The organism is Embleya sp. NPDC020630, assembly GCF_044334985.1.
Taxonomy (GTDB): domain Bacteria; phylum Actinomycetota; class Actinomycetes; order Streptomycetales; family Streptomycetaceae; genus Embleya.
Map to the genome: position 1 here is coordinate 595,688 of NZ_JBIRUB010000004.1, position 20,294 is coordinate 615,981.

17 protein-coding genes, 1 tRNA gene and 1 pseudogene are annotated in these 20,294 nt (G+C 71.3%); 6 read left to right on the forward strand and 13 right to left on the reverse strand.

Features of this window, described 5'->3' with window-relative positions:
• The first annotated feature begins 201 nt into the window (after positions 1-201).
• The 3 genes from ACH4XV_RS18650 (at position 202) to ACH4XV_RS18660 (ending at position 2,083) form a co-directional block, all read left to right on the forward strand.
• Positions 202-612: a hypothetical protein gene (locus ACH4XV_RS18650; protein WP_395791028.1), complete on the forward strand. Its 411-nt coding sequence runs from the start codon at positions 202-204 to the stop codon at positions 610-612.
• Between the two features lie 62 nt (positions 613-674).
• The gene (locus tag ACH4XV_RS18655; protein WP_380010328.1) at positions 675-1,394 is read left to right on the forward strand and encodes a DUF3105 domain-containing protein; all 720 of its coding nucleotides are present in this window, start codon (positions 675-677) and stop codon (positions 1,392-1,394) included.
• Positions 1,395-1,417: 23 nt separating this feature from the next.
• Entirely contained in the window at positions 1,418-2,083 is a 666-nt protein-coding gene (locus tag ACH4XV_RS18660) for a DUF305 domain-containing protein (protein ID WP_395791030.1), read from the forward strand.
• Between the two features lie 110 nt (positions 2,084-2,193).
• Here ACH4XV_RS18660 and ACH4XV_RS18665 read toward each other — a convergent pair whose 3' ends face one another.
• The 7 genes from ACH4XV_RS18665 to ACH4XV_RS18695 form a co-directional block, all read right to left on the reverse strand.
• Positions 2,194-2,814, reverse strand: coding sequence for a DedA family protein (locus ACH4XV_RS18665; protein ID WP_395791032.1), 621 nt, complete (start codon positions 2,812-2,814; stop codon positions 2,194-2,196).
• A 317-nt stretch (positions 2,815-3,131) separates the two neighbouring features.
• On the reverse strand, positions 3,132-4,160 hold the full coding sequence (locus ACH4XV_RS18670; RefSeq protein ID WP_395791034.1) for a LacI family DNA-binding transcriptional regulator: 1,029 nt from the start codon (positions 4,158-4,160) through the stop codon (positions 3,132-3,134).
• Complete coding sequence (locus ACH4XV_RS18675) at positions 4,147-5,643, reverse strand: GH1 family beta-glucosidase (protein WP_395791036.1); 1,497 nt, start codon at positions 5,641-5,643, stop codon at positions 4,147-4,149. Before ACH4XV_RS18675 ends, ACH4XV_RS18670 begins: the two co-directional genes overlap by 14 nt.
• A 51-nt stretch (positions 5,644-5,694) precedes the next feature.
• Positions 5,695-6,588 (reverse strand): carbohydrate ABC transporter permease, encoded by an 894-nt coding sequence (locus ACH4XV_RS18680; protein WP_395791038.1) that lies wholly within the window; start codon positions 6,586-6,588, stop codon positions 5,695-5,697.
• Position 6,589: 1 nt separating this feature from the next.
• Positions 6,590-7,624 (reverse strand): carbohydrate ABC transporter permease, encoded by a 1,035-nt coding sequence (locus ACH4XV_RS18685; protein WP_395791040.1) that lies wholly within the window; start codon positions 7,622-7,624, stop codon positions 6,590-6,592.
• Between the two features lie 1,398 nt (positions 7,625-9,022).
• Positions 9,023-10,327, reverse strand: coding sequence for an extracellular solute-binding protein (locus tag ACH4XV_RS18690; RefSeq protein WP_395791042.1), 1,305 nt, complete (start codon positions 10,325-10,327; stop codon positions 9,023-9,025).
• Positions 10,328-10,662: 335 nt separating this feature from the next.
• Positions 10,663-11,655: a protein NO VEIN domain-containing protein gene (locus ACH4XV_RS18695; protein ID WP_395791044.1), complete on the reverse strand. Its 993-nt coding sequence runs from the start codon at positions 11,653-11,655 to the stop codon at positions 10,663-10,665.
• Between the two features lie 666 nt (positions 11,656-12,321).
• On the opposite strand from ACH4XV_RS18695, the gene ACH4XV_RS18700 reads away from it, so the two are divergent.
• Entirely contained in the window at positions 12,322-12,525 is a 204-nt protein-coding gene (locus ACH4XV_RS18700) for a hypothetical protein (protein WP_395791046.1), read from the forward strand.
• A gap of 80 nt (positions 12,526-12,605) precedes the next feature.
• On the opposite strand, the gene ACH4XV_RS18705 is transcribed toward ACH4XV_RS18700, so the two are convergent.
• Both ACH4XV_RS18705 and ACH4XV_RS18710 read right to left on the reverse strand, forming a co-directional pair.
• Positions 12,606-12,680, reverse strand: a tRNA-Val gene (locus tag ACH4XV_RS18705).
• Positions 12,681-12,782: 102 nt separating this feature from the next.
• Positions 12,783-13,274 carry a TIGR02611 family protein gene (locus tag ACH4XV_RS18710; RefSeq protein ID WP_395791048.1) on the reverse strand — a complete coding sequence of 164 codons (492 nt, stop codon included), beginning with the start codon at positions 13,272-13,274 and terminating at the stop codon, positions 12,783-12,785.
• 365 nt (positions 13,275-13,639) lie between these two features.
• On the opposite strand from ACH4XV_RS18710, the gene ACH4XV_RS18715 reads away from it, so the two are divergent.
• On the forward strand, positions 13,640-14,053 hold the full coding sequence (locus tag ACH4XV_RS18715) for an SsgA family sporulation/cell division regulator (RefSeq protein WP_026218464.1): 414 nt from the start codon (positions 13,640-13,642) through the stop codon (positions 14,051-14,053).
• Between the two features lie 498 nt (positions 14,054-14,551).
• Here the strand turns inward: ACH4XV_RS18715 and ACH4XV_RS18720 are convergent, their stop codons facing one another.
• From ACH4XV_RS18720 to ACH4XV_RS18735, 4 genes and pseudogenes are all read right to left on the reverse strand, one after another.
• On the reverse strand, positions 14,552-15,091 hold the full coding sequence (locus tag ACH4XV_RS18720) for a hypothetical protein (protein ID WP_395791050.1): 540 nt from the start codon (positions 15,089-15,091) through the stop codon (positions 14,552-14,554).
• Positions 15,092-15,302: 211 nt separating this feature from the next.
• A complete protein-coding gene (locus tag ACH4XV_RS18725; RefSeq protein ID WP_395791052.1) occupies positions 15,303-16,043 on the reverse strand; it encodes a GNAT family N-acetyltransferase in 741 nt (246 codons plus the stop codon).
• 140 nt (positions 16,044-16,183) lie between these two features.
• Entirely contained in the window at positions 16,184-17,008 is an 825-nt protein-coding gene (locus tag ACH4XV_RS18730) for an aminotransferase class IV (RefSeq protein ID WP_395791054.1), read from the reverse strand.
• A gap of 245 nt (positions 17,009-17,253) precedes the next feature.
• Positions 17,254-18,276: pseudogene (locus tag ACH4XV_RS18735) on the reverse strand (chorismate-binding protein); the annotation flags it as partial.
• Between the two features lie 322 nt (positions 18,277-18,598).
• Here ACH4XV_RS18735 and ACH4XV_RS18740 point away from each other — a divergent pair.
• Positions 18,599-20,294 (forward strand): DUF4328 domain-containing protein (locus ACH4XV_RS18740; protein WP_395791056.1); only part of this gene is annotated, 1,696 nt, incomplete at its 3' end.

The following is a 20,294-nucleotide window of genomic DNA, read 5'->3' on the forward strand; positions in this document are numbered from 1 at the left end:
CCGATGCTATCGAGCCGGGAGCGGGAACCTTGCCTCGGTTTCCCCATGCCGGGCGGGCGCCGGCCCGGCGTGGGGGTGCCGGGGCGGAGGTGTCGGCGGAGGCACCTGCGCAGTCGTGTCGCCGTCGCGGCGCGGTCGCGACGACGAAAGATCGCGCCCCGACTTCCCACAGGGTCACTCCTTCGGGTGAGAATAGGGCCCGTGACGCAACGGATGGCCTCGCTGGCAGTCCCGCTGCGGCCGGTCATCCGGCTGCTGGCCGGGGCTGTGCTGGCGTGCGCCGCGCTCCTGGGCAGCGCGTTCCCGGTCCACGCCGAGTCACTGCCGTCGACCGCGACCATTCCGACGGTGTGTCCCTTCCATCACTCGGCGCACGAGCAGCGGGACGCGGGCGGTCCGGACGACAAGGGCGACGGTTCGGGACGCTGCGGGGATCGCTCGCACGCGTGTGTGCCGGCCACCGTCCCGCCGCTGCCGCCGGTGGTCGCGCCCTCGCCGTGCTCGATGTTGCCGCCGTGGTTGGCCGATCCGGACGCCGTAGGCATCGCGCTCGCGCCCACGCCCGCCAAGGACGCCCCCGATCTGACGGTGCTCTGCGTCAGTCGTACGTGATCCGCGCGGCACACCCTCGCACGGTCCACAGACGTATCCCGGAATCGGAATAAGGCGGAGCCATGGGGCAACAGTCCCCCAACACCTCGAAGAAGCAGAGCAAGGCACAGCGATCCGCCAGGATGGCGGCGACGCGTGAGCGGGTCGCCGCGCAGCGCGAGGCGGAGCGCAAGGCCGCCAAGCGTCGTTCGGCGATCATCTTCGGCGCTTCCGGCATCGCGGTCCTCGCCCTGGTGGCGGGGTTGACCGCCGTGGTCATGTCGTCGAGCGACGACGACAAGAAGTCGAGCGCGAACAACGTCATCGCCGACGTGCGGCCCGACCCCAACACCAAGAGCGACATAGCCGGCGTGAGCGCCTACACCGCGGCGCAGGGGCACATCGCCAAGCCCAAGGAGGTCACCTACCGGCAGGTTCCGCCGGTGGGCGGCGAGCACGACCCGGTGTGGCAGAACTGCGGGATCTACGACGCGCCGATTCCCAACCGCAACGGCGTGCACTCCCTGGAGCACGGCACGGTCTGGATCACGTACCAGAACAACCTGCCCGCGGACCAGCTGGAAGTGCTGAAGTCCAAGGTCAAGGGCAAGACGTACATGATGCTGAGCCCCTACGACGGCATCGACAAGCCGATCGTCGCCTCGGCGTGGGGCCTGCAGCTGAAGCTGGACAACGCGAGCGACCCGCGTCTGGACCAGTTCATCACGAAGTACAAGGAAGGCAAGCAGACTCCGGAGCCCGGTTCGCCGTGCACGGGCGGGGTCGGGAAGCCGACCTCGTGAGGCCGCGCGCACGTGTCGCGACGATGATCGCGACCGGGTTGCTGGCCGTTCCGGTCCTGGCCGCCTGTTCCTCGGACGACTCCGGCAAGCCGGCCGCCCCGCCCGCGCCCGCGCGCGCGCTGGGTCCGGCGCCGGCGGCGGTGCCGAATCCGCCGGCGGACGACTCGGTGGAGGCGGGCTTCGCGCGCGACATGCGCACGCACCACGCGCAGGCCGTACAGATGGGGATGATGATCCGCGATCTGACCCAGGACGACGCGACGCGCAAGCTCGCGTACGACATCGCGCTGACCCAGCAGGAGCAGATCGGCCGGATGGCGTCGTGGCTCCAGATGTGGGGCCTGACGCTCGGCTCGACCCGGCCGGTCATGCAGTGGATGACGCCGGGTTCGATGCCGGGCCACTCCGGGCACGGCACGCCGGCCGCCGGTGCGGACACCCAGCTGATGCCGGGGATGGCCACGCAGGCGCAGTTGGACAAGCTGGCGACGTTGCACGGCAAGGACGCCGAGGTGATGTTCCTCCAGCTGATGATCGCGCACCACGAGGCGGGTGTGGCGATGGCCCGCGAGGGCCAGGCGCGCGCGCAGGTCCAGCAGGTGAAGGATCTGGCGAACACGATGGTCGTCGGGCAGAGCTCGGAGATCGACCTGATGCGCTCGATGTTGACGGAGCGCGGAGCGGGTTAGGCGCGGGGCGGGTGGGACGAGCCGCGGTGTACGCCCGGCTCGTCCCACCCGCCCGACACGCGTGTGGGGCACGGGATGTGCGTCCCGTGCCCCACACGTGTCGGATCGGGTCACGCCTCGGCGGTCGCCTCGCCGGCGTGGCGTCGGCGGCGGACCTCGCGCACGACACGTGCCGGCACGCCCACGATCAGCGGGACGGAGGCCCCCAGCGCCATGCCGCCGAGGGCGACCAGGAGCGGGCTGTCCTCGACGATGTGGCCGGCCAGCGTGCCGACCGTCATCGCGTACGACACCGAGATGATCGCGCCGACCAGGGTGGCCGCGCGGAACTGCGGCGGCGGGTAGCCGAGTCGGCCGGCGAGCATGTTCACCGCGGTCCGCCCGCCGGGCAGGAATCGGGCCGCGATCAGCGCCGACATGCCGCCCTTGGCGAGCGCGTTGCGGGCCAGGTCCATCGCCTTTTGTCGGCGCGGTCCGAGTACGGCGTCGCCCCCGCGGCGAAGCCGTGCGCGGCCGACCGCGTAGGCGCACTGGTCCCCGACGAAGGCACCGATCGCGGCGGTCAGCAGGACCATGGCCACATAGCGCACGTCTCCGTCGGCGACCGCTGCGGCGGCCATCACGAGTTCGTCGCCGGGCACGATGGGCACTACGGCGTCGATGGAGACGATCAGTGGCATCACCAGCCACAACCAGGGCGAGAACAGCAGCCCGGTGCCGGCGCCGGTCACTGGAGTACCCCCGACCACGCGCAGCGGATCGGGGGACGGGTATCGGTCACCGGGAGATCATCGCGCGATCGCCCATCCGGTGGAACATCGGGTCCGGGTCACCGACGCTCACGGGACGTGATACGGCCGGAAAAACACCGATCTCGACCCTCGGTTCGCACCGAAATTCGGGTCCTCGCCATGTCGACTTCCCGACATCGGCGCGCTTCGGGCAGCGGGGTGGGACCCCGTCACGACGCCGCGGCGTCGCGGCCCGACGGCGTCACGGCGTCACGGCGTCACGGCGTCACGGCGTCACGGCGTCACGGCGTCACGGCTCACGACGAACGCCGCTCGACCAGCGTCGTGCCCAACACTGCGGAGCTTCCCGGGCCCCCGCCGCCGATCCGTTCCAGCAGCAACCGCGTCATCAACCGACCCTGCTCCGCGACCTGTTGCCGCACCGTGGTGAGCGCGGGCTCGGCCCATCCCGCGACATCCGCGTCGTCGAAGCCGACCACCGCGACATCCTCGGGCACGCGCCGACCCGCCGCCGCCAACGCCGCCATCGCGCCGACCGCCATCAGGTCGGACGCCGCGAACACCGCGTCCAGGTCCGGCGCCTGGGCCAACAGCGTGCGCATCGCGGCGGCCCCGCCGGCCCGACCGAAGTCCGCGTGCGCGACCAGCGCCGGCCCGGGTACCGCGTCCAGATAGCCGCGCAGCCGGTCCACGCCCGCACACATGTCCTGAGGGCCGGCGATCGTGGCGATCCGCCGTCGTCCGCGCGCGCTCAGGTGCTCCACCGCGGCGCGCGCACCGCCCACGTTGTCCGCGTCCACGTAGACGAAGTCGGCGTCCGGACCGAGCGGTCGCCCGCCCACCACCACGGGCATGCCCGCGTCGTGCAGCCGACCCGCCAGCGAGTCGTCCCCGTGCAACGACACCAGCAGCGCCCCGTCCACGTGGCCGCCGCGCAGATATCGCTCCAACCGGTCCTGCTGCGCGGCCGTGCGCACCATCATCAGCACGAGCTGGTTGTCGGTGTCTGCCAGTTCGGCGCCCACGGAACGCACGATCGCGGACAGGTACGGATCACCGAAGAGCCGGGTCTCCGGCTCCTGGACGACCAGCGCCACCGAGTCGGTGCGCCGGGTGACCAGCGTGCGCGCCGCGCGGTTGGGTACGTAGCCGGTCCGCGCGATCGCCGCCTCGACCACCTCGCGCACCCGCGGGCTGACCTTGGGTGAGCTGTTGATCACCCGGGAGACGGTGGCGCGGGACACCCCGGCCACCGCCGCCACCGTCTCCAGGGTCGGCGGTTCGGCCGCCGAGGCGACCTTGCTCCGACCGTCATTCCTGGTCAATGCTCCCCAATCCGTCCGAGGCCGGCTCGGCTTCGGGCACCCGATCGCCGGCGATCAACGCCGCGTACCAGCGTGCGCTGTGCTTGGGCGTACGCCGACCGGTCGCGAAGTCCACGTGCACGATGCCGAAGCGTTTGGCGTAGCCGTACGCCCACTCGAAATTGTCCAACAAGGACCACACGAAGTAGCCCCGGACGTCCACCCCGTCGTCGACGGCCCGGCCCACCGCCGCGATGTGCGCCGCGATGTAGGCCGTGCGTTCGACGTCCTCGATCGTGCCGGCCGGGTCCATGCGATCCTCGTAGGCCGCGCCGTTCTCGGTCACCATCAGCGGCAGCCCCGGCGCCTCGGCCCGCAACCGGCTCAGCACGTCGTACAGTCCGCTCGGGTCGACCCCCCAGCCCATCGCGGTGCGCTCCCCCGGCACCTGCGCGAAGCGCACGTCCGCGCACGCGGGCCACGGGGAGTACGCGCTCGCGCCGTGCCCGTCGTCCCGGCCGGCCTCGGTGCCGCCGTCCTCGGCGGCACCGACCAGGAGCGGCGTGTAGTAGTTCACCCCGAGCACGTCGATCGGCCGGGCGATCTCGGCGAGATCGCCGTCGCGCACGAACGCCCAGTCGGTCACCGAGGCGGTGTCGCGGAGCACGTCCGCCGGATACTCGCCGCGCAGCAGCGGGCCGAGGTGGATCCGGTTGGCCAGGCCGTCCACCCGACGCACCGCGTCCAGATCCGCGGGCCGGTCCGAGAGGGGGCGCACCGCCGCCGGATTGAGCGTGATCGCGACGCGGTGCCCGGCCGGCAGTTCGGCCCGCAACGCCGCGACGCCGAGCCCGTGGGCGAGCAGCAGATGGTGGTTCGCACGCAGCGACAACTCCTGGTCGCTCGCCCCCGGCGCGTGTACGCCCGACCCGTGGCCCAGGAACGCGGAGCACCAGGGCTCGTTGAGCGTGGTCCAGTCGCGCACGCGGTCGCCGAGCCGCGCCGCCACCAGCCGCGCGTAGTCGGCGAACCGGGCCGAGGTATCGCGCGCGCCCCATCCGCCCGCGTCCTGGAGCGCCTGGGGCAGGTCCCAGTGGTACAGCGTCGCGTACGGATCCACGCCGTGCGCGAGGAGTTCGTCCACGAGCCGATCGTAGAAGTCCAACCCGGCCGCGTTGACCGGTCCGCTCCCGGTGGGCAACACCCGCGCCCAGGCGATGGAGAACCGGTAGGCGCCCAGGCCGAGTTCTGCCATCAGGGCGACGTCCTCGCGATAGCGGTGATAGTGGTCGGTGGCCACGTCGCCGGTGTCGCCGGCGTGCACCCGACCCGGGACGCGGCTGAAGGTGTCCCAGATCGACGGCGCCCGTCCGTCCTCGGCCGCGGCCCCCTCGATCTGATAGGCGGCGGTGGCGGCGCCCCAGACGAATGCGGGCGGGAAGCGGTCGGCGAATCGGGTCGACGAGGTCGGGGCGTGGTCGGTGGTGAGGGCGTGGTCGGTCATGATCGGATTTCCTTACGTAGGGGGTGGGTCGGCCGGCTCGACGGCGTGTGCTCAGCCCTTGACCGCGCCCTGCATGATTCCGCCGACGATCTGCCGGCCGAGCAGGCCGAAGACCACCAGGACGGGCAGGGTGCCCAGCAACGTCCCGGCGAGGATGATCGATTGGTCGTGCACGTATCCCCCGCCGAGCGAGTTGATCGCGACCTGCACGGTCGGATTGCTCGAAGACAGGGCGATGATCGGCCAGAAGAAGTCGTTCCACGTGGTCATGAAGGTGAGCAGGCCGAGTACCGCCATCGCCGGGCGGGCGATCGGTACGACGATCGACCAGAAGATCCGCGCGTAGGACGCGCCGTCCACCCGGCCGGCCTCGATCAGTTCGTCGGGCAGCGCCTCCATCAGGTACTGCCGCATGAAGAACACGCCGAATGCGGTGACCAGCGTGGGCAGTACGACGGCCTGCAACTGGTTCACCCATTGCAACTTCGCCATGATCATGAACAGCGGGATCAGCCCGAGTTGCGGCGGGATCATCATCGTCGCGACGGTGATTCCGAGCAGCGCGCCGCGCCCCCGGAACCGCAACTTGGCGAAGGCGAACCCGGCCAGCGTCGAACACAGCACGGTGCCGGCGGCGACGGTGACCGACACGATCGTCGAATTGATCAACGCCTGGACGATGTCGGCCTCGTCGAGGGCCTTGTCGAAGTTGGAGAGCAGGTTGCCGCCGGGCGTGAAGGGCGGCGGCACGTGGTTGATGTCCGCGTTGCTGCGGGTGGCGGCGACGATCGACCAGTAGAAGGGGAAGATCGAGAGCAGGGTCGCGAACCCCAGGATCAGGTATACGAGCGGCCCACCGCGGAGTTGACGCGAGCGCCTGGACCGACGGACGCGCCCGGAGCGCCGGACGTGATCTCGCGGCGGGGCAACGGATGTACCGGCCATGTCAGCGGCCCTCCCGGATTTCGCGACGCGAACGGCGCCGGGCGACAAGCGCGTTGGCCCCGATGACGAGAAGAATGCTCAGGAACGTGGTCCACGCGATCGCGGACGCCTTGCCGAGCGCGTAGTTGCTCCACCCGGTCTCGTACATGTAGAGCCCGATGGTCTGGTACTGGTGCGAGGCTCCGCCCCGCACCCCGATCGGGCCGCCCTGGAGCAGCAGCGGCTCGGCGAAGATCTGCATCGCGCCGATCGTCGATACCACGACGGTGAACACGATCGTGGGCCGCAGTCCGGGGATGGTCACGTGCCGGAACTGGTGCCAGGACTTCGCCCCGTCGAGCGCGGCGGCCTCGTAACGATCGTGCGGAATGGCCTGCATCGCGGCTAGATAGATCAGCGCGTTGTAGCCGACCCAGCGCCAGGTGACGATGGTGGAGATGGCGATCTGCGAGGTCCAGGTGCCGTTGTACCAGTCGACGTTGTCGACGCCGAACAGGCCGAGGAACCAGTTGACCATGCCGTAGTCCCGCCCGAACAAACCACCGAACACCAGCGTCGCGGCGGCGACGGACGTCGCGTAGGGCATCAGGATCGCGACCCGGAAGAAGGTCCGTCCCCGCAACCGACGGTTGAGCAGATGCGCCAGGCCGAGCGCCATGCACAACTGCGGCACGGTCGAGATCACGCCGATGGTGAAGGTGTTGCGCAGCGCCTTCCAGAAGAAGGGGTCGTGCCAGAGGTTGGTGTAGTTCTCCAGCCCCAGCCAGGTCATCTCATCCGGGTTCTGCAATCGGACGCGGTGCAGCGAGATGTAGCCGGTATAGAGCAGCGGGAACAGCCCGAAAGCGACGAAGAGCACAAAGAACGGCGCAACGAACCCATACGGGGACGCGGCATCGACGCGCCGCCGCCAAACCTGACGGGACGTCGGCAAATCGCCGGCCGCCCGAGAACGCGAGCCGGACCGGTATCGGGCCCCGGACCGACGCGGGGATCGAGTCGAAGCCGCAGAAGCGGAAGGTGGTGGAGCCGCCATCAGGATCACTCCGGACAGGGTGAGGTGGGTGGGCGGTCGTGGGGGTGAGCGGGTCGGGGTCGGACGGGGGGCGAGCGAGCGTCGGACGGGCGTGGGCGCGCGATCATCGGGCCAGGCGTGGAAGCGGGCGGGCGGACGAGTCGGGTGTGCGGTCGGGCGCCGGGAACGGGCACGAGGCGGGCGGGCGCGGGAGCGGGCAGGCGTCGGGAACGAGCGTGGGTCGGGTGGGTGTCGGGAACGGGCAGGGCGGGCGGGTATCAGAAAGAGGTGCGCGGCGAGTGGCCCGACCGAGGAGGGAGGGCCGGGCCATCGCAGGGAGCAGGCCCCGCAGCGACTCCCACTCGGCGCACACCCGCGAGCGCCACACCGCCGACCCGCGATCCCACGCGGAGCCACCCACTCACCTCAGCGCGAGGGCCGACCGCCGACTCAGCGCGGCTGACGGCCCCCAGGCCCAGCGCGAGCCTCGAACACCGGCCGGGCCCGGCGGTCAGCCACCCACTCGACACGGAATCCGCCCCCCGACGCGACCCGGGAGGCGCCCGCGTCTCGGGGTGGGGCCGACCACCCACTCAGCACCAAGGTCAACAACCCATCCGACACAGGCACCCCCTGGCTCAGTGCCGAAGTCGGCCACCCGCCCTGCGCGGAGATCGACCACCCGCTCGACAGGCGAACCCACCACCAACCCGAGATGGGCACCCCCTGGCTTGGTCCGGATGCCGACCACTCGCTCAACACGGCAGCCGGCCACCCACTCGACGCGGACGCGCACCCTCGCTCGGTTCAGCTACCGACCACCCGCTCCGCACCGAGGTCGACCACGCGCTCGACACGGAAACTGGCCACCAACTCGACATAGGCACTCCCTGGCTCGGTACAGGAGCTGACGACTCACTCAGCCCGAAGGTCGACCACCCACTCGACACGGGAACCCGCCACTGACTCGACGTGGGGGCGCTCCCCCGGCTCGGTCTGGGGGGCGACCGCCAGATCAGCGCAGAAGTCGGCCACCCGCCTCGGCACCGGGGCCCGGTCGGCCGCTCGACGCGGGACCGGCCGCCGATTCGACGCGAAGGCCGTCGCACCCTGGCTCGGTACGGGTCCACCGGCGGCCGGGCACGGTGGTCGGCCACCCCGCTCGGTACGGGGACTGGCCACTCGCCTCGGCGACGGGGCCGGCCATCGCTCGGCGTAGGGGACTGCCACCGGCTTGGCGCGAGGATCGGCCACGGACCGCCACCGTGGTCGGCCACCCCGCTCGCCGCGGCAATCGACCACCGGCTCGCCGTGGCGGTCGACCACCCGGCTCGGGTGCCGGGGGCCGGCCGCCGACTCGGTGTCGGCCTTCGTACCCGGCCCCGGCCGCGCGCACGTCGCCGGGCGTTGCCGCCGTCGTCAGCTTGCGAGGGCGTTTTTGACCGCGTCGCGTGCCCGCTTCCACGCGTCGTCCGGTTTGACCCCCTGGGCCTCCACGGACGTCAGCGCGGTGGTGATGTTGTCCTTGATGTCGTTGTGCCGAACCCCGGTGACCTGCACGGGCATCCGCTCCGCCGCCGCGCTGAAGATCGCTCCGATGGGCGCGTTGTTGAAGTAGGGATCCATCGTCGCCTTGACGCTTTCGATCGCCCCGGTCTTGGACGGGAAGTTCCCCTGCTTCCGGAACATCTTCGCCTGCTGCTCGGGCGCGGTCAGCCAGGCGACCAGTTCGGCCGCTTCCTTGTGGTGCTTCCCGCCCTTGGGGACGGCGAGGTACGAGCCGCCCCAGTTCCCCGTACCACCGGGCCCCGCGGCGACGTCCCATTTGCCCTTGCCCGCGTCACCGGCCTGGGTCTTGATGTACCCGATCATCCACGCCGGGCACGAGAGCGAGGCGAAGCCGTCGGCCGAGAACGCCTGGTTCCAATCGCTCTGGAACTGCTGCAAAGCGGCCGACAGTTTCCCGTCGGCGGCCTGCGCAGCGAGGTCCCACGCGTGCTTCACAGTCGGATTGGTGTCGTAGATCGGCTTGCCGGCCGCATCGTAGTAGGACTCCTGCTGCTGCCCGATGATCGCGTTGTACAACCCGGTCACACTGTCCAGGTAGTGCGTCTTCTTCGGCGCGTTCGCCTGGAACTGCCGCCCCAGTTCGACGTATCCCTCCCACGTCGACCAGCGCCGCGCCAACTCCTCCCGATCGGTGGGCAGTCCGGCCGCCCGGAACAGATCGCTGCGATAGCAGATCGCCATCGGCCCGATGTCCGTCCCGGCCCCCAGCACCTTCCCGTCGGCGGTGGTCGCCGCCTTGCTCTTCCACGGCAGGTACTCGGCATTGCCACCCGCGAGGCCCAGCGAGTTCAGATCCACCCACTTGTCGGCCTGGTTCCGCACGACGTCGGCGATCCGCCCGACCTCGATGCCCTGAATGTCGTCGATCCCGCCCCCACCGGCGAGCCGGGTCTGCACGGTACGCCAGTAGTCCTCCTCCTTCTCGGTGTCGTGCTGAACGATCTTGATGCCCGGGTGCGTCTGCTGATACTCGGCGTACAACCCGGCCTCCTCGAAGCCGAACGTGCCGAACAACCCGACGTTCAGGGTGACTTTGCCGTCCCCCGAGCCGGACCCCCCGTCACCCCCACACCCGGCGAGAACGGATCCGACCAACAGCGCGGTACACAGAGCGGACAGGGCTCTGACTCGACCACGAACGTAGCGCGTGCGCATGGAAAGACCTCCTGGTGACCCTGCATCCGGGACGGCGATGAGCGAGGTACGTCGTGCGGCGGTACGAAAACTGCGGCGGTGCGGTCGTCCATGGCGGCCCGACACCAACGGCCCGGCAACACGGAACACACGCCATCGACGCAGCCGGGCCCACGCCGTGAGAGCGCTCTCACAACGTGCTCAGGAGCCTGGCCTGCCCCATCACCCTTGTCAATACTTCAAAGACCCCACACCCACCCGAGCCCTAAAACCCGCCGAACGCCCGGAGCCCCGGGCTGCCTTCGTGATCCGAGACCTCTCGGCCCCGCACGACACGGTCGACTCGGACCTGGAGGCTAGGCAGGGCCGTCGAGGCTGTAGTGGTACTGAGTCGCTGTGGCTCGCTCGAGAGCGATGACCCAGGGGTCCCACCACAGTTCGGTGCCACCGGCGGCGGTGACGTCGTCGCCGGAGCGGTCCACGACGATCCCGTGAACGACGAAGAGAGCGGAGTTCGGGTAGGAGAGCGCGTGCCGGACTTCGTTGGCGGTCAAATAGACACCTTCAGGGGCGCCGGTCATGCCCTTGACCTCGACGTGCTTTTCGATGCCGTCCTTGTGGCACGTGAGATCCCAACTGCTGGTGTTCGCAACTACGGTCACGTCCCAGCCCTCGGCGCGATAGTGAGCTTCGGCCAACAGCATCGCCCGCATCTCGACGGCTCGATTCACCACGCTGTCCGACGAACGACCCTGCCCTCGAGCCGACTTACGCCCCTGGGCATCCGGTTCCCCCGATCGGTACGGTGCGGGGTCGGGAGCAACAGCGGCCCCGACGCCTGCCTCGACCTGCACTTCGAGCGGCTCCGAGATCTCGACGGTCTCCGGCCGGATGAGCATCTGCTCGAGCCGTTCGGCATCCCCGGCAGCCGGGACGTTCACAGTGAGTCGGAGACGTCGGCGCTCGTTGCCCCCTTTCGCACCCGGCTTCGCTCCGATCCTCTTCTGCGGACCCGTCAGAGACAGACGCAGTCCCCTGAAGTCTTTGACGGTGTACAGGTCGACGGCACGCCAGGCAGGCGAGAGCACACGCCGCTCTTCCAAGGGAAGGTTCTTGAGCGTGGTGTTCCTGCTGTCGACCGCAGCATCGAGCAGTCGGCCGTGTAGACCGCCTAGTCGGCGAAGCAGTATCTCGAGCGCCTGGGTGTAGTCCCGGTTCCGAGGAACGCCCTTGCCGCCACCCGCCGAAGCAAGCACCACGTCGTAGTGGTGAGGCTCCGCATGTCCCGGCGTTGGTTCGACGCTGAAGCCGGCAACAAGCGGACGACCGAAGTCGTCGAACACGGCCATGTTGTCTCCTCCGAAACTGCCAGGCGATACGTCCCTCGGCTATTCGACACGACGACTCCGACAGCCCTCACGGCTCCGCATGCCTTGACCCCGGCAAAGCCACGCCTCATCACCCTCCTGGTGCGGCGGAACCGGCCCCGGCCGGCAAGCACGTCAACGTCCGGCAGCGCATGCCTGAACTCACGCAGGACAGCGCCGGGAACGCCCGAACCGAACGGTGATCCGGCAAGTCGCCGAGACGCCGATACTTCCGCTGCGGGCCGGGAGGCTCCCGTTCGGCGGCGGCCTCACCTGCGCGCGCTCCGACTGCGGCGGCCGCCCGCACATGCCGGCCGCCGGGCCCTGCACGTGCCCCCGGGTTTGCCCTGCACGGCTGCCGCAGGCACCGACCGGACCGGCAGCGCCCCCGCCGTGGGCCTGGGCCCAAGCGCACGCAGTCGCCGTTGCCCACCACCCTCGTAGCCGCCACCACGCGCCGCGAGCACCCCGACCGCAGACCTGACGGACGCCCGAGGTCGCCACCGGACACCGCTCGCGCGGTCGTCCAGCACTTGGAGCAGACGAAAAAAGCCGTGCCGGCAGTCGGCATCGACGGGGATTCCGGGCGACCGTGAAGCGGGCCCGCCTGGCTGCGGAGTGGACCCGCACGAGCTTCGACCAAGCTTCGTGGCGCTGCTGTCCGAACACGGTATCTCGCTGGAGGTGGTCGCCCTGGTGGTCGATCGCGGCAGCACAATCACCACCGAGCCGGTCCATCGCAAGCAGCCGACGCCGGATATTGCGCAAGGAGCCGAAGCCATGGATGCCATCTTCGGCGAGGCTTCGGAGGACGCGTCGGACGAGGGCGGCAAGGCACACGACAAGGGCTGACTTCCACCTCGGTGGCTCCCTGTTTGGCTCCCGAACACGCAGAAGGGGTATCCGCGTTGACGCGGATACCCCTTCTGAGCTGGTGGGCGATACTGGGATCGAACCAGTGACCTCTTCGGTGTGAACGAAGCGCTCTCCCGCTGAGCTAATCGCCCGGGTGCAGGGAGAACATTACCGCATGGGTGGGGGCGGTTGTGACCGCCCTCCGCGGGTGGGGTGCGGGGGGCGCCCGGGGTCTGGGGGCGACTCGCTCGGGGTCAGAACGGGAGGGCCATGCCGTATTTCCACAGGTACAGGGCCACCGCGGCGGCGATCAGGAGCAGGCCGATCGCGAGCATGATCATGTTGCGGCGGCGGGTCTTGGGGTCGAGGGCGCGGGTGGCGGCCCTGGTGACCTTGTCCTTGGTCCACAGCAGCGTGCGCTGGGCCCAGACGAATTCGGTGCCCAGGACGGCGAGGCCGAGGAAGATGACCGCCCAGCCGGGGCCGGGCAGCGGGAGCATGATGATGCCGCCCACGATGATCGCGAAGCCGATGATGGCGACGCCGATCTGCCAGGTCATGTGCAGCGGCTTGGAGCGCTTGATGAAGGCCGGCGCGCGGGAGCCGAATGGTTTCGCCTCGGGCGCCCCAGTGGGTGTGCCGGCGTTCGTCGCGCCCTCGGATGCCGCTGCCGCGGCCGGGTCGTCCCGGTCGGCGGTGGGCTTCCCGGCGGCGTGCGCGCTGTTCTCCGCGACCCCCGTGTCCATCGTGCGTCTTCCTCTCTCGTCGTACCGGCCGTCGTCCACCGGATGCCTCCGTTCGCCCGGGGCCGGCACCGACCTCGGCCCGGCCTGGCTTGACAACGCTACAAGGGGGCAGAGGTTCGGTGCAGACCTTACGGCCGGGGACCGACCCGGGCGGGCCGGTCCGGGCGATCGGAGCGACCCGATCCGATCGCCTGTTCCCTTCCGGAAATCATGCGGGCGAACGTTACACCTCCGCATCGCTCTTAAGGAGTACCCAGACGCCCGTATATCGGGCAGAGACGTTTACAAGAGGTCCGCAGGTGGGATGTTGCGAACGCCGACGTGCGAATCCCCGAGCGCACACTGAGCGAAAGGCCATGGCGCTTATGAACACCACGGTCAGCTGTGAGCTGCACCTGCGCCTCGTCGTCTCGAGCGAGTCCTCATTGCCGGTCCCCGCGGGACTGCGCTACGACTCGTCGGACCCGTACGCCGTGCATGCGACCTTCCACACGGGTGCCGATGAGACGGTCGACTGGGTCTTCGCCCGCGACCTTCTCGCCGACGGGCTGCGTCAGCCCTCGGGCACCGGCGACGTTCGTGTGTGGCCCTCTCGGAGCCACGGACAGAGCATCGTCTGCATCGCCCTCAGCTCTCCGGAGGGCGAGGCCCTGCTCGAAGCGCCCGCACGGGCCTTGGAGTCGTTCCTGAAGCGCACGAACGCTGCCGTGGCCCCCGGCAACGAGCACCGCTTCTTCGATCTCGACCGGGAACTGTCGCAGATCCTCGCCGAGAACTGAGCTCTGGCACGGCGGACACGCCCCTGTCCGCGGCGCCGGGTTCACACGTCAGCGCTCCGCCGCACCCATCGTCCACACGGTGGGGGCGGCGGAGCGTTTTCACGTCCCGACCGGTGGAACGGCCACGCCGACGACCCCGGGCCGTCCCTCCCGCCCGACGAACGAACGGTCGGACGAGCGAGCAGGCGAGCAATCGGGCGCGCGAGCGGCCCGGCGATCCGAATACGCATCCGACCCGGGCGCGCCACAAAGAAAGCGCGCATTCGAACACATTTTCCGGCACGGCGCGCGCCGCATAGGCCGCGACTCGGGCAGGACTATCCCGCCGCATAGGCATCGCATCGGCACGGCCACAACCGCACACAACCGCACGGGAATGCGTTCACATTCACCATGCCCGATCGCTCCCGTTGTGCGTGGACACGGATTAGCACCTCACGCTGACCCGCGGTAACCGACGGTATCTCGGTGAAATCCGCAAATCGGGATTCCCCGACTTCAGATCCCGCGCCTGCGCAACAGTTCCTCGATCTCCGCGAACTCGTCGTCGCCCCCGCTCGCGCGCGACGATCGCCGTGAGCGCGGCGCGGCGGCCGGCTTCGGCTGTTGGCTGCGCGGCGGCGCGCCGCCCGAACCGCCCGCTCCCGCCGCCGGACCGCCGTCACCGAGCAGCGCCGCCAGGTCGGACGAGATGGCGGAGGTGGTGGACCCGGTGCCGCTCGACTCCGGGGACTTCTTCTTTCCGCCGACCATGCGGGTGATCATCAGCAGGATCACGGCGAACGCGAGGATCGCGACGCCGCCCCACGCCTTGAGGCCGAAGGCGAGGTCGGTCGCCCAGTCGGCGACCGCGCTGCCCACCCGGCGGCCCAGCGTGGCCAGGCCGGTCAGGTACAGGCCGATCGGGAACAGCGCCGCGGCGGTCCACCGCGTCGCGCTCAGGAAACGTCGTTGGCGAGCCTTTTGTACCGCGGTGACCAGGCCCAGGCCCGTCAGCGCCATGCACAACGCGCCGGTCACCACATCTGCGCCGGACATGCGCTCGGCCTCCTCGTTCGAAACCTACGAAGCTTCGTTGTCGGTCGGCGTCGACGGGATCGGTCGACGGCCGTTGCCGTCCTGCCTCCATCGTGGCCGTCTCGCTCCTCGAACACCACGATCGACGGTCGGTTCGGTACTCGGGGAGGACTCCGACCGACTCGTCTCCTCCCCGTGGAGTAGACCCAGGATCAGGGATGTTCCCGACTTCTCACAGGATGGGTTTCCCCCAATAACGCGTACGCGGCGCGAATCGAGCCCCGGTGAGCACCTTCGTGAACTCCGGGGTGCGGGCCTCGTCGGGCAGGTCGATGGCCAGATCGGGCAGTCCCTGGGTCGCCGTCACGTGGCCGGCGGCGCGCAGGAGCGTCGCGGCGGCCTCCGGGTTGCGCGCGGTCAGGGCCAGGACGACGCCGTGCGCGACCCACACCGCCGCACCGTCGCCCAGCGTGTACGGGGCGGGCGCGGTGGGGTGGTCGAGGCGGGCGTGCGCGCGGGCCCGGGCGGCGGGTTCGGACCATCCGGCCGCGCGCAACGTCGCCGCGCAGCGGTGCAGTTCCGCGCGGCACCACGCCTCGCGTTCGTCGGTGTCCATCATCCGCACCCCGTGCGGCAGGCCGGTGGCGCGCACCGGGGCCACCAGTCGGGTGCTGTCGGGCGCGTAGCCCAGGGCCGAGACCAGGCCGGTGGCCGCGCGGTTGCCCTCGGGCACCGCGGCGGCCATCCGGGTACAGCGCCGGCCGCGCATGATCTCCTCGGCCGCGAGCATCGCCACGCACCCGTGTCCTCGGCGGCGGCGCGACGGCAGCACCTGGATGTGCAGGATCCATCCGGTGCCGGTGCCCCACGGGCCGAGCGGGGTCAGGTGTACGCCGCCGACGGATCGGCCGTTGGCGCAGATCGAGTACACGCCGTCCCGGCCCGGTCCGGCCGGTCGCAGAGTGGTGGTCATCGCGTCCCCCCGCCTTGCCGATGTCGCGCCCCGTCATCGGCAGTGCTGCCCGCGCGCGGACCCGGTCAACCTGCGCCGGAGCGCCGACCGCGGGATCGGCGCACCGGCGCGGCCGGGGCCGGGGCGGGCCGGCGTCCGGCTCAGGGGTCGATGTCGGCGGCGGCGCGGGTGGCGAAGATCTCCATCGCCTTGCGGGTGAGCGGGCCGGGCGCGGTGAGGGTGCGCTCATCGATCCGGTGCACCGCCTGGATGTCGCGCAGCGACGAGGTCAGGAACACCTCATCCGCGTCGGCGAGCGCGGTCAGCGGCAGGTCGGTCTCCTCGGCGCCGACCCATTCGAGGACCAGTGCGCGCGAGACGCCGGCCAGGCAGCCGGCCGACAGCGGCGGGGTGACCAGGCGGCCGTCGAGGACCACGAACACGTTGGAGCCGGTGCCCTCGCACAGGTTGCCCGCGGTGTTCGCGAACAGCGCCTCGCTCGCGCCGTGCCGGGCGGCGTGGCCGAGCATCACCACGTTGTCGGCGTAGCTGGTGGTCTTGAGCCCGGTGGTCGGCGCGTTCTCGTTGCGGGTCCACGGGACGGTGACCACGGCGGTGCTCTCGCCGCGGGGTTTGGCCGGGGCGAGGGCGACCACCAGGGTCGGTGTCGCTCCGCCGCGCTCGGAGCCCAGCGGCGAGGCGCCGCCCGTGTAGGTGATCCGCAGTCGAGCGGTGCCCGGCAGCGGGTTGGCCGCCAGCACCTCGGCGCACGCGTGGCGCAGCAGGTCGAGGTCGGGGTCGGGCAGCCCGAGACCGCGCGCGGAGCGGGTCAGCCGGGCCAGGTGCCGGGTCGTCGCGAAGGCCTGTCCGTCCCGCGCCTTCAGCGTTTCGAAGACGCCGTCGCCGACGGTCAGCCCGTGGTCGTCCACCGGGACCACCGCGTGTTCGTCGTCGACGAGGCGGTCGTTCAACCAGATTCTGCTCATGCGCCCTCCGAGGTGTCCGCGGGGTCGTGTCCGACGCGATCCCGCGCGGCCCGATCCTGCCCGGTTCCGGGCTCGGGTGGGTAGCCGGGGGCGGCCGGCGCCGTGGACCGTGGGCGCTCGCCGGGGTGCTCCGGGGCCGTCGCGCGCTCGCGGGCGCCGATGTGCTCGGGGCTCGCGGGGTGCTCCCGGCCGCCGGCGTCCGCGGGGGCCGGCGAGTGCTCCGCCGCGGTGTCGGTCCGGTGCCCGGCCGCGACCGGCTCCGCCCGATACTCCCCCGTCGCGACCGCGAGCAGGTTCCGCGCCTTCAGGCGGGTCTCCTCCCACTCGCGCTGCGGGTCGGAGTCGTACGTGATGCCCGCACCGGTGCCGAAGCACAGTCGGCCGTCGCGGACGAAGAAGCTGCGTATGCCCACCGCGAGCGAGCCCTCGCGGCGGTCCGCGTCCACCCAGCCGATCGCGCCGCAGTAGGGGCCCCGCGGGACCGGCTCCAGCTCCTCGATGATGCGCAGCGCGCTGCTCTTGGGGGCGCCGCTGACCGAGCCGGGCGGGAACGTCGCGGCGAGCAGTTCGGGCCAGCCGACGCCGGGGGCCAGCGTGCCGGCGACGGTGGAGACGAGGTGGACCAGGCCCGGATGCCGTTCGACCACGCACAACTCGGGCACGGTGACCGAGCCGATCGCGGCGGCGCGGCCCAGGTCGTTGCGGACCAGGTCGACGATCATCACGTTCTCGGCGTGGTCCTTGGGCAGCAGGTCGGCCTCGGTTCGGCCGGTGCCCTTGATCGGGCCGGAGCTGACCCGGTCGCCGACGCGGTGCAGGTACAGCTCCGGCGACGCGCACGCGACGTGGACGCCGTATTCGGGCAGTCGGATCACCCCGGCGTACGGGGCGGGGTTGCCCAGCGCGAGCCGGCCGGCCAGGCCGACGATGTCGGCGTCGGCGGGCAGCGGGGCGCTGAGCATGCGGCACAGGTTGACCTGGTACACGTCGCCTGCGGCGATGTACTCGCGGATTCGGCGTACCCCCGCGCGGTACGCGTCGGCGCCGAGCGAGTCGGTCCACGTGTGGGCGGGCGGCCCGGTCCACGGGGCGGCGGGCAGCGGGGCCGGGCGCACGTGGTCGAAGCGGGCGCAGATCGGGTCGCCCTCGAAGTCGGCGACCACGGCCCAGAAGCCGTGCGAGTCCAGGGCTGCCGGGTCGCGGGTGACGTCCCGCAGTCCGGTGGCCAAGCGCCCGCCGAGGTGGGCGATGGGGGGAGGCTGGCTCACGTGTTCGTTCCGGGGTCGCGACCGCGGCACCTGCTTGAGGATCGGCGCGCGGGTCAGGACGCCATTGTAGGAGGCGGCCGATCGGCGCGGCCGGCCCGGGCGGCCCCGCGTCGGCCGCCGCGAGCGCGCCCCGCGCGCCGGTGCGACGCGCCCGGAAGTGCCCCGAATCGATTCCGCGTTCCCGTGTGACGCTCGGGCACGGCATGATGCGGCACGGGTGGATGCAACCCGGTGACCCCGAGACCGGTGACCACCCCTCCCGGTCGGTTCGCCCGACCCGTCGAAGTCTCCACCGCATCACGCGATCGAAGGACGTTCATCCGTGCACTGTTCCGCCTGCGACACCTGGTCTACGCGGGCCGACCGCTGTTCGTACTGCGGCGCCGTCCCGGCCGTCGCGCCGCAGCAGGCCGGCGCCGTGTCGGCCCCCGTGGTCACCGGGTCGACCGCGGCCCCGGCGGCGCCCTCGGCGCCCACGCCGCCGGATCCGTACGCTCCGCCCGCACCCGCGCCCACCGGGGCGTATCCCGCCGGGGTGTATCCGGGCGCCTATCCGCCCGCGCCGGGTGCGTTCGCGCCGCAGGCGCCCTACGGCATGCCCGGGGCGTATCCGGCCTCGCCCTTCGGGGGCTGGATGCCGCAGCCGTTCCGCTCGCTGCGCGGCCTCGCCGTGACGTTGTACATCCTGCTGCCGCTGTCGGCGGTGTTCGCGGGGCTGTGCGCGGCGGCGTTCTTCCACCGGGCCGACGTGCTCCGGCAGATCGTCGACGCCGGCGACCTCGGTGTCACGGACTCGCTGCGCACCCGGGCCGAGGACTCGGACTCGCTGGTCGCGGCGGCGATCACGTTCCTGGTGTTGTCGATGATCGCGACGGCGGTGCTGTTCATCATCTGGATGTATCGGGCCCGTGCCAACGTGGACCTGTTCGGCCCGTCGAAGCAGCACCTGTCCACCGGGTGGGCGGTCGGCGGTTGGCTGGTGCCGGTGGTGAGCCTGTGGTTCCCGAAGCTGATCCTGCACGACGTGTGGCGCGCGAGCGATCCCCGGACCGCCGAGCGCGGCGGTCGTACGCCTGGGCGGCTGCCGCTGTTGTGGACCTGGTGGGTGCTGCTGGTCGGCGCGTCGGTGTTGTTCTTCGCGAGCCGGCTGTCCTACCCGCTGGGTGACGACATCGACCTGTCGGACGCCGATCGGCTGCAGACCATCGACATCCTGTCGGGGGCCGCGGACATCGTGCTGATCCTCGCGGCGGTCGCGGCGATCTTCGTGGTTCGGAAGATCACCACGTTCCAGCACGAGCGCGAGGCGCTGGCGTTCGCGTCGGGGCTGGTCCCGGCTCCGGGAGCGGCGGGCGGTTTCCCGGCGGGGGCACCGACGCCGTGGGCGGCCTATCCGGCGCAGGCGCCGACCGGGCAGTACTTCGCTCCGCCGGTGCCGGCCGCGCCCGGTGCGCCCGGCGGGTTCGCGCCGCCGGCGCAGACCGCGCTCGGCGCGCCGCCGGTCCCGCAGGCTCCGGTGGAGAGCGCGACGGCGGCTGCGCCGGTCGCTCCCGCGCCCTCGGCCGAGCCCGCGCCCGCCGTGGCCACGCCGGTGGCCGCCCCGCCGCCGCGCCCTGCGGCGCCGCCGACGGCGGGGACCGAGGCTCCCGACGCCGCACCGGCTGCCGAAGCCGAGTCGAGCGACGCGGACGAGCCGGCAAAAGCGGCATCGGCCGTTGTCCCGGCCGCCGAAGCCGGGCCGGTCGAAGCGGCCACAGCGGTTGTACCGGCTGCGGAGGCCGAAGCGGCGACAACCGTCGTGCCGGCCGTGGAGGCCGAGTCGGTCGAAGCGGCCACAGCGGTCGCGCCGGCCGTTGAGGTCGAAACGGCTGATGCGGCGACGGCCGTCGTACCGGCTGCGGAGGCCGAAGCGGCGACAACCGTCGTGCCGGCCGTGGAGGCCGAGTCGGTCGAAGCGGCCACAGCGGTCGCGCCGGCCGTTGAGGTCGAAACGGCTGATGCGGCGACGGCCGTCGGTA

Coding starts and splice junctions, on each gene's coding strand:
- ACH4XV_RS18660 (WP_395791030.1), top strand. CDS start 1,418: ATGATCGCGACCGGGTTGCTGGCCGTTCCGGTCCTGGCCGCCTGTTCC.
- ACH4XV_RS18715 (WP_026218464.1), top strand. CDS start 13,640: ATGAACACCACGGTCAGCTGTGAGCTGCACCTGCGCCTCGTCGTCTCG.
- ACH4XV_RS18655 (WP_380010328.1), top strand. CDS start 675: ATGGGGCAACAGTCCCCCAACACCTCGAAGAAGCAGAGCAAGGCACAG.
- ACH4XV_RS18725 (WP_395791052.1), bottom strand. CDS start 16,043: ATGACCACCACTCTGCGACCGGCCGGACCGGGCCGGGACGGCGTGTAC.
- ACH4XV_RS18685 (WP_395791040.1), bottom strand. CDS start 7,624: ATGGCGGCTCCACCACCTTCCGCTTCTGCGGCTTCGACTCGATCCCCG.
- ACH4XV_RS18695 (WP_395791044.1), bottom strand. CDS start 11,655: ATGGCCGTGTTCGACGACTTCGGTCGTCCGCTTGTTGCCGGCTTCAGC.
- ACH4XV_RS18710 (WP_395791048.1), bottom strand. CDS start 13,274: ATGGACACGGGGGTCGCGGAGAACAGCGCGCACGCCGCCGGGAAGCCC.
- ACH4XV_RS18690 (WP_395791042.1), bottom strand. CDS start 10,327: ATGCGCACGCGCTACGTTCGTGGTCGAGTCAGAGCCCTGTCCGCTCTG.
- ACH4XV_RS18730 (WP_395791054.1), bottom strand. CDS start 17,008: ATGAGCAGAATCTGGTTGAACGACCGCCTCGTCGACGACGAACACGCG.
- ACH4XV_RS18675 (WP_395791036.1), bottom strand. CDS start 5,643: ATGACCGACCACGCCCTCACCACCGACCACGCCCCGACCTCGTCGACC.
- ACH4XV_RS18720 (WP_395791050.1), bottom strand. CDS start 15,091: ATGTCCGGCGCAGATGTGGTGACCGGCGCGTTGTGCATGGCGCTGACG.
- ACH4XV_RS18680 (WP_395791038.1), bottom strand. CDS start 6,588: ATGGCCGGTACATCCGTTGCCCCGCCGCGAGATCACGTCCGGCGCTCC.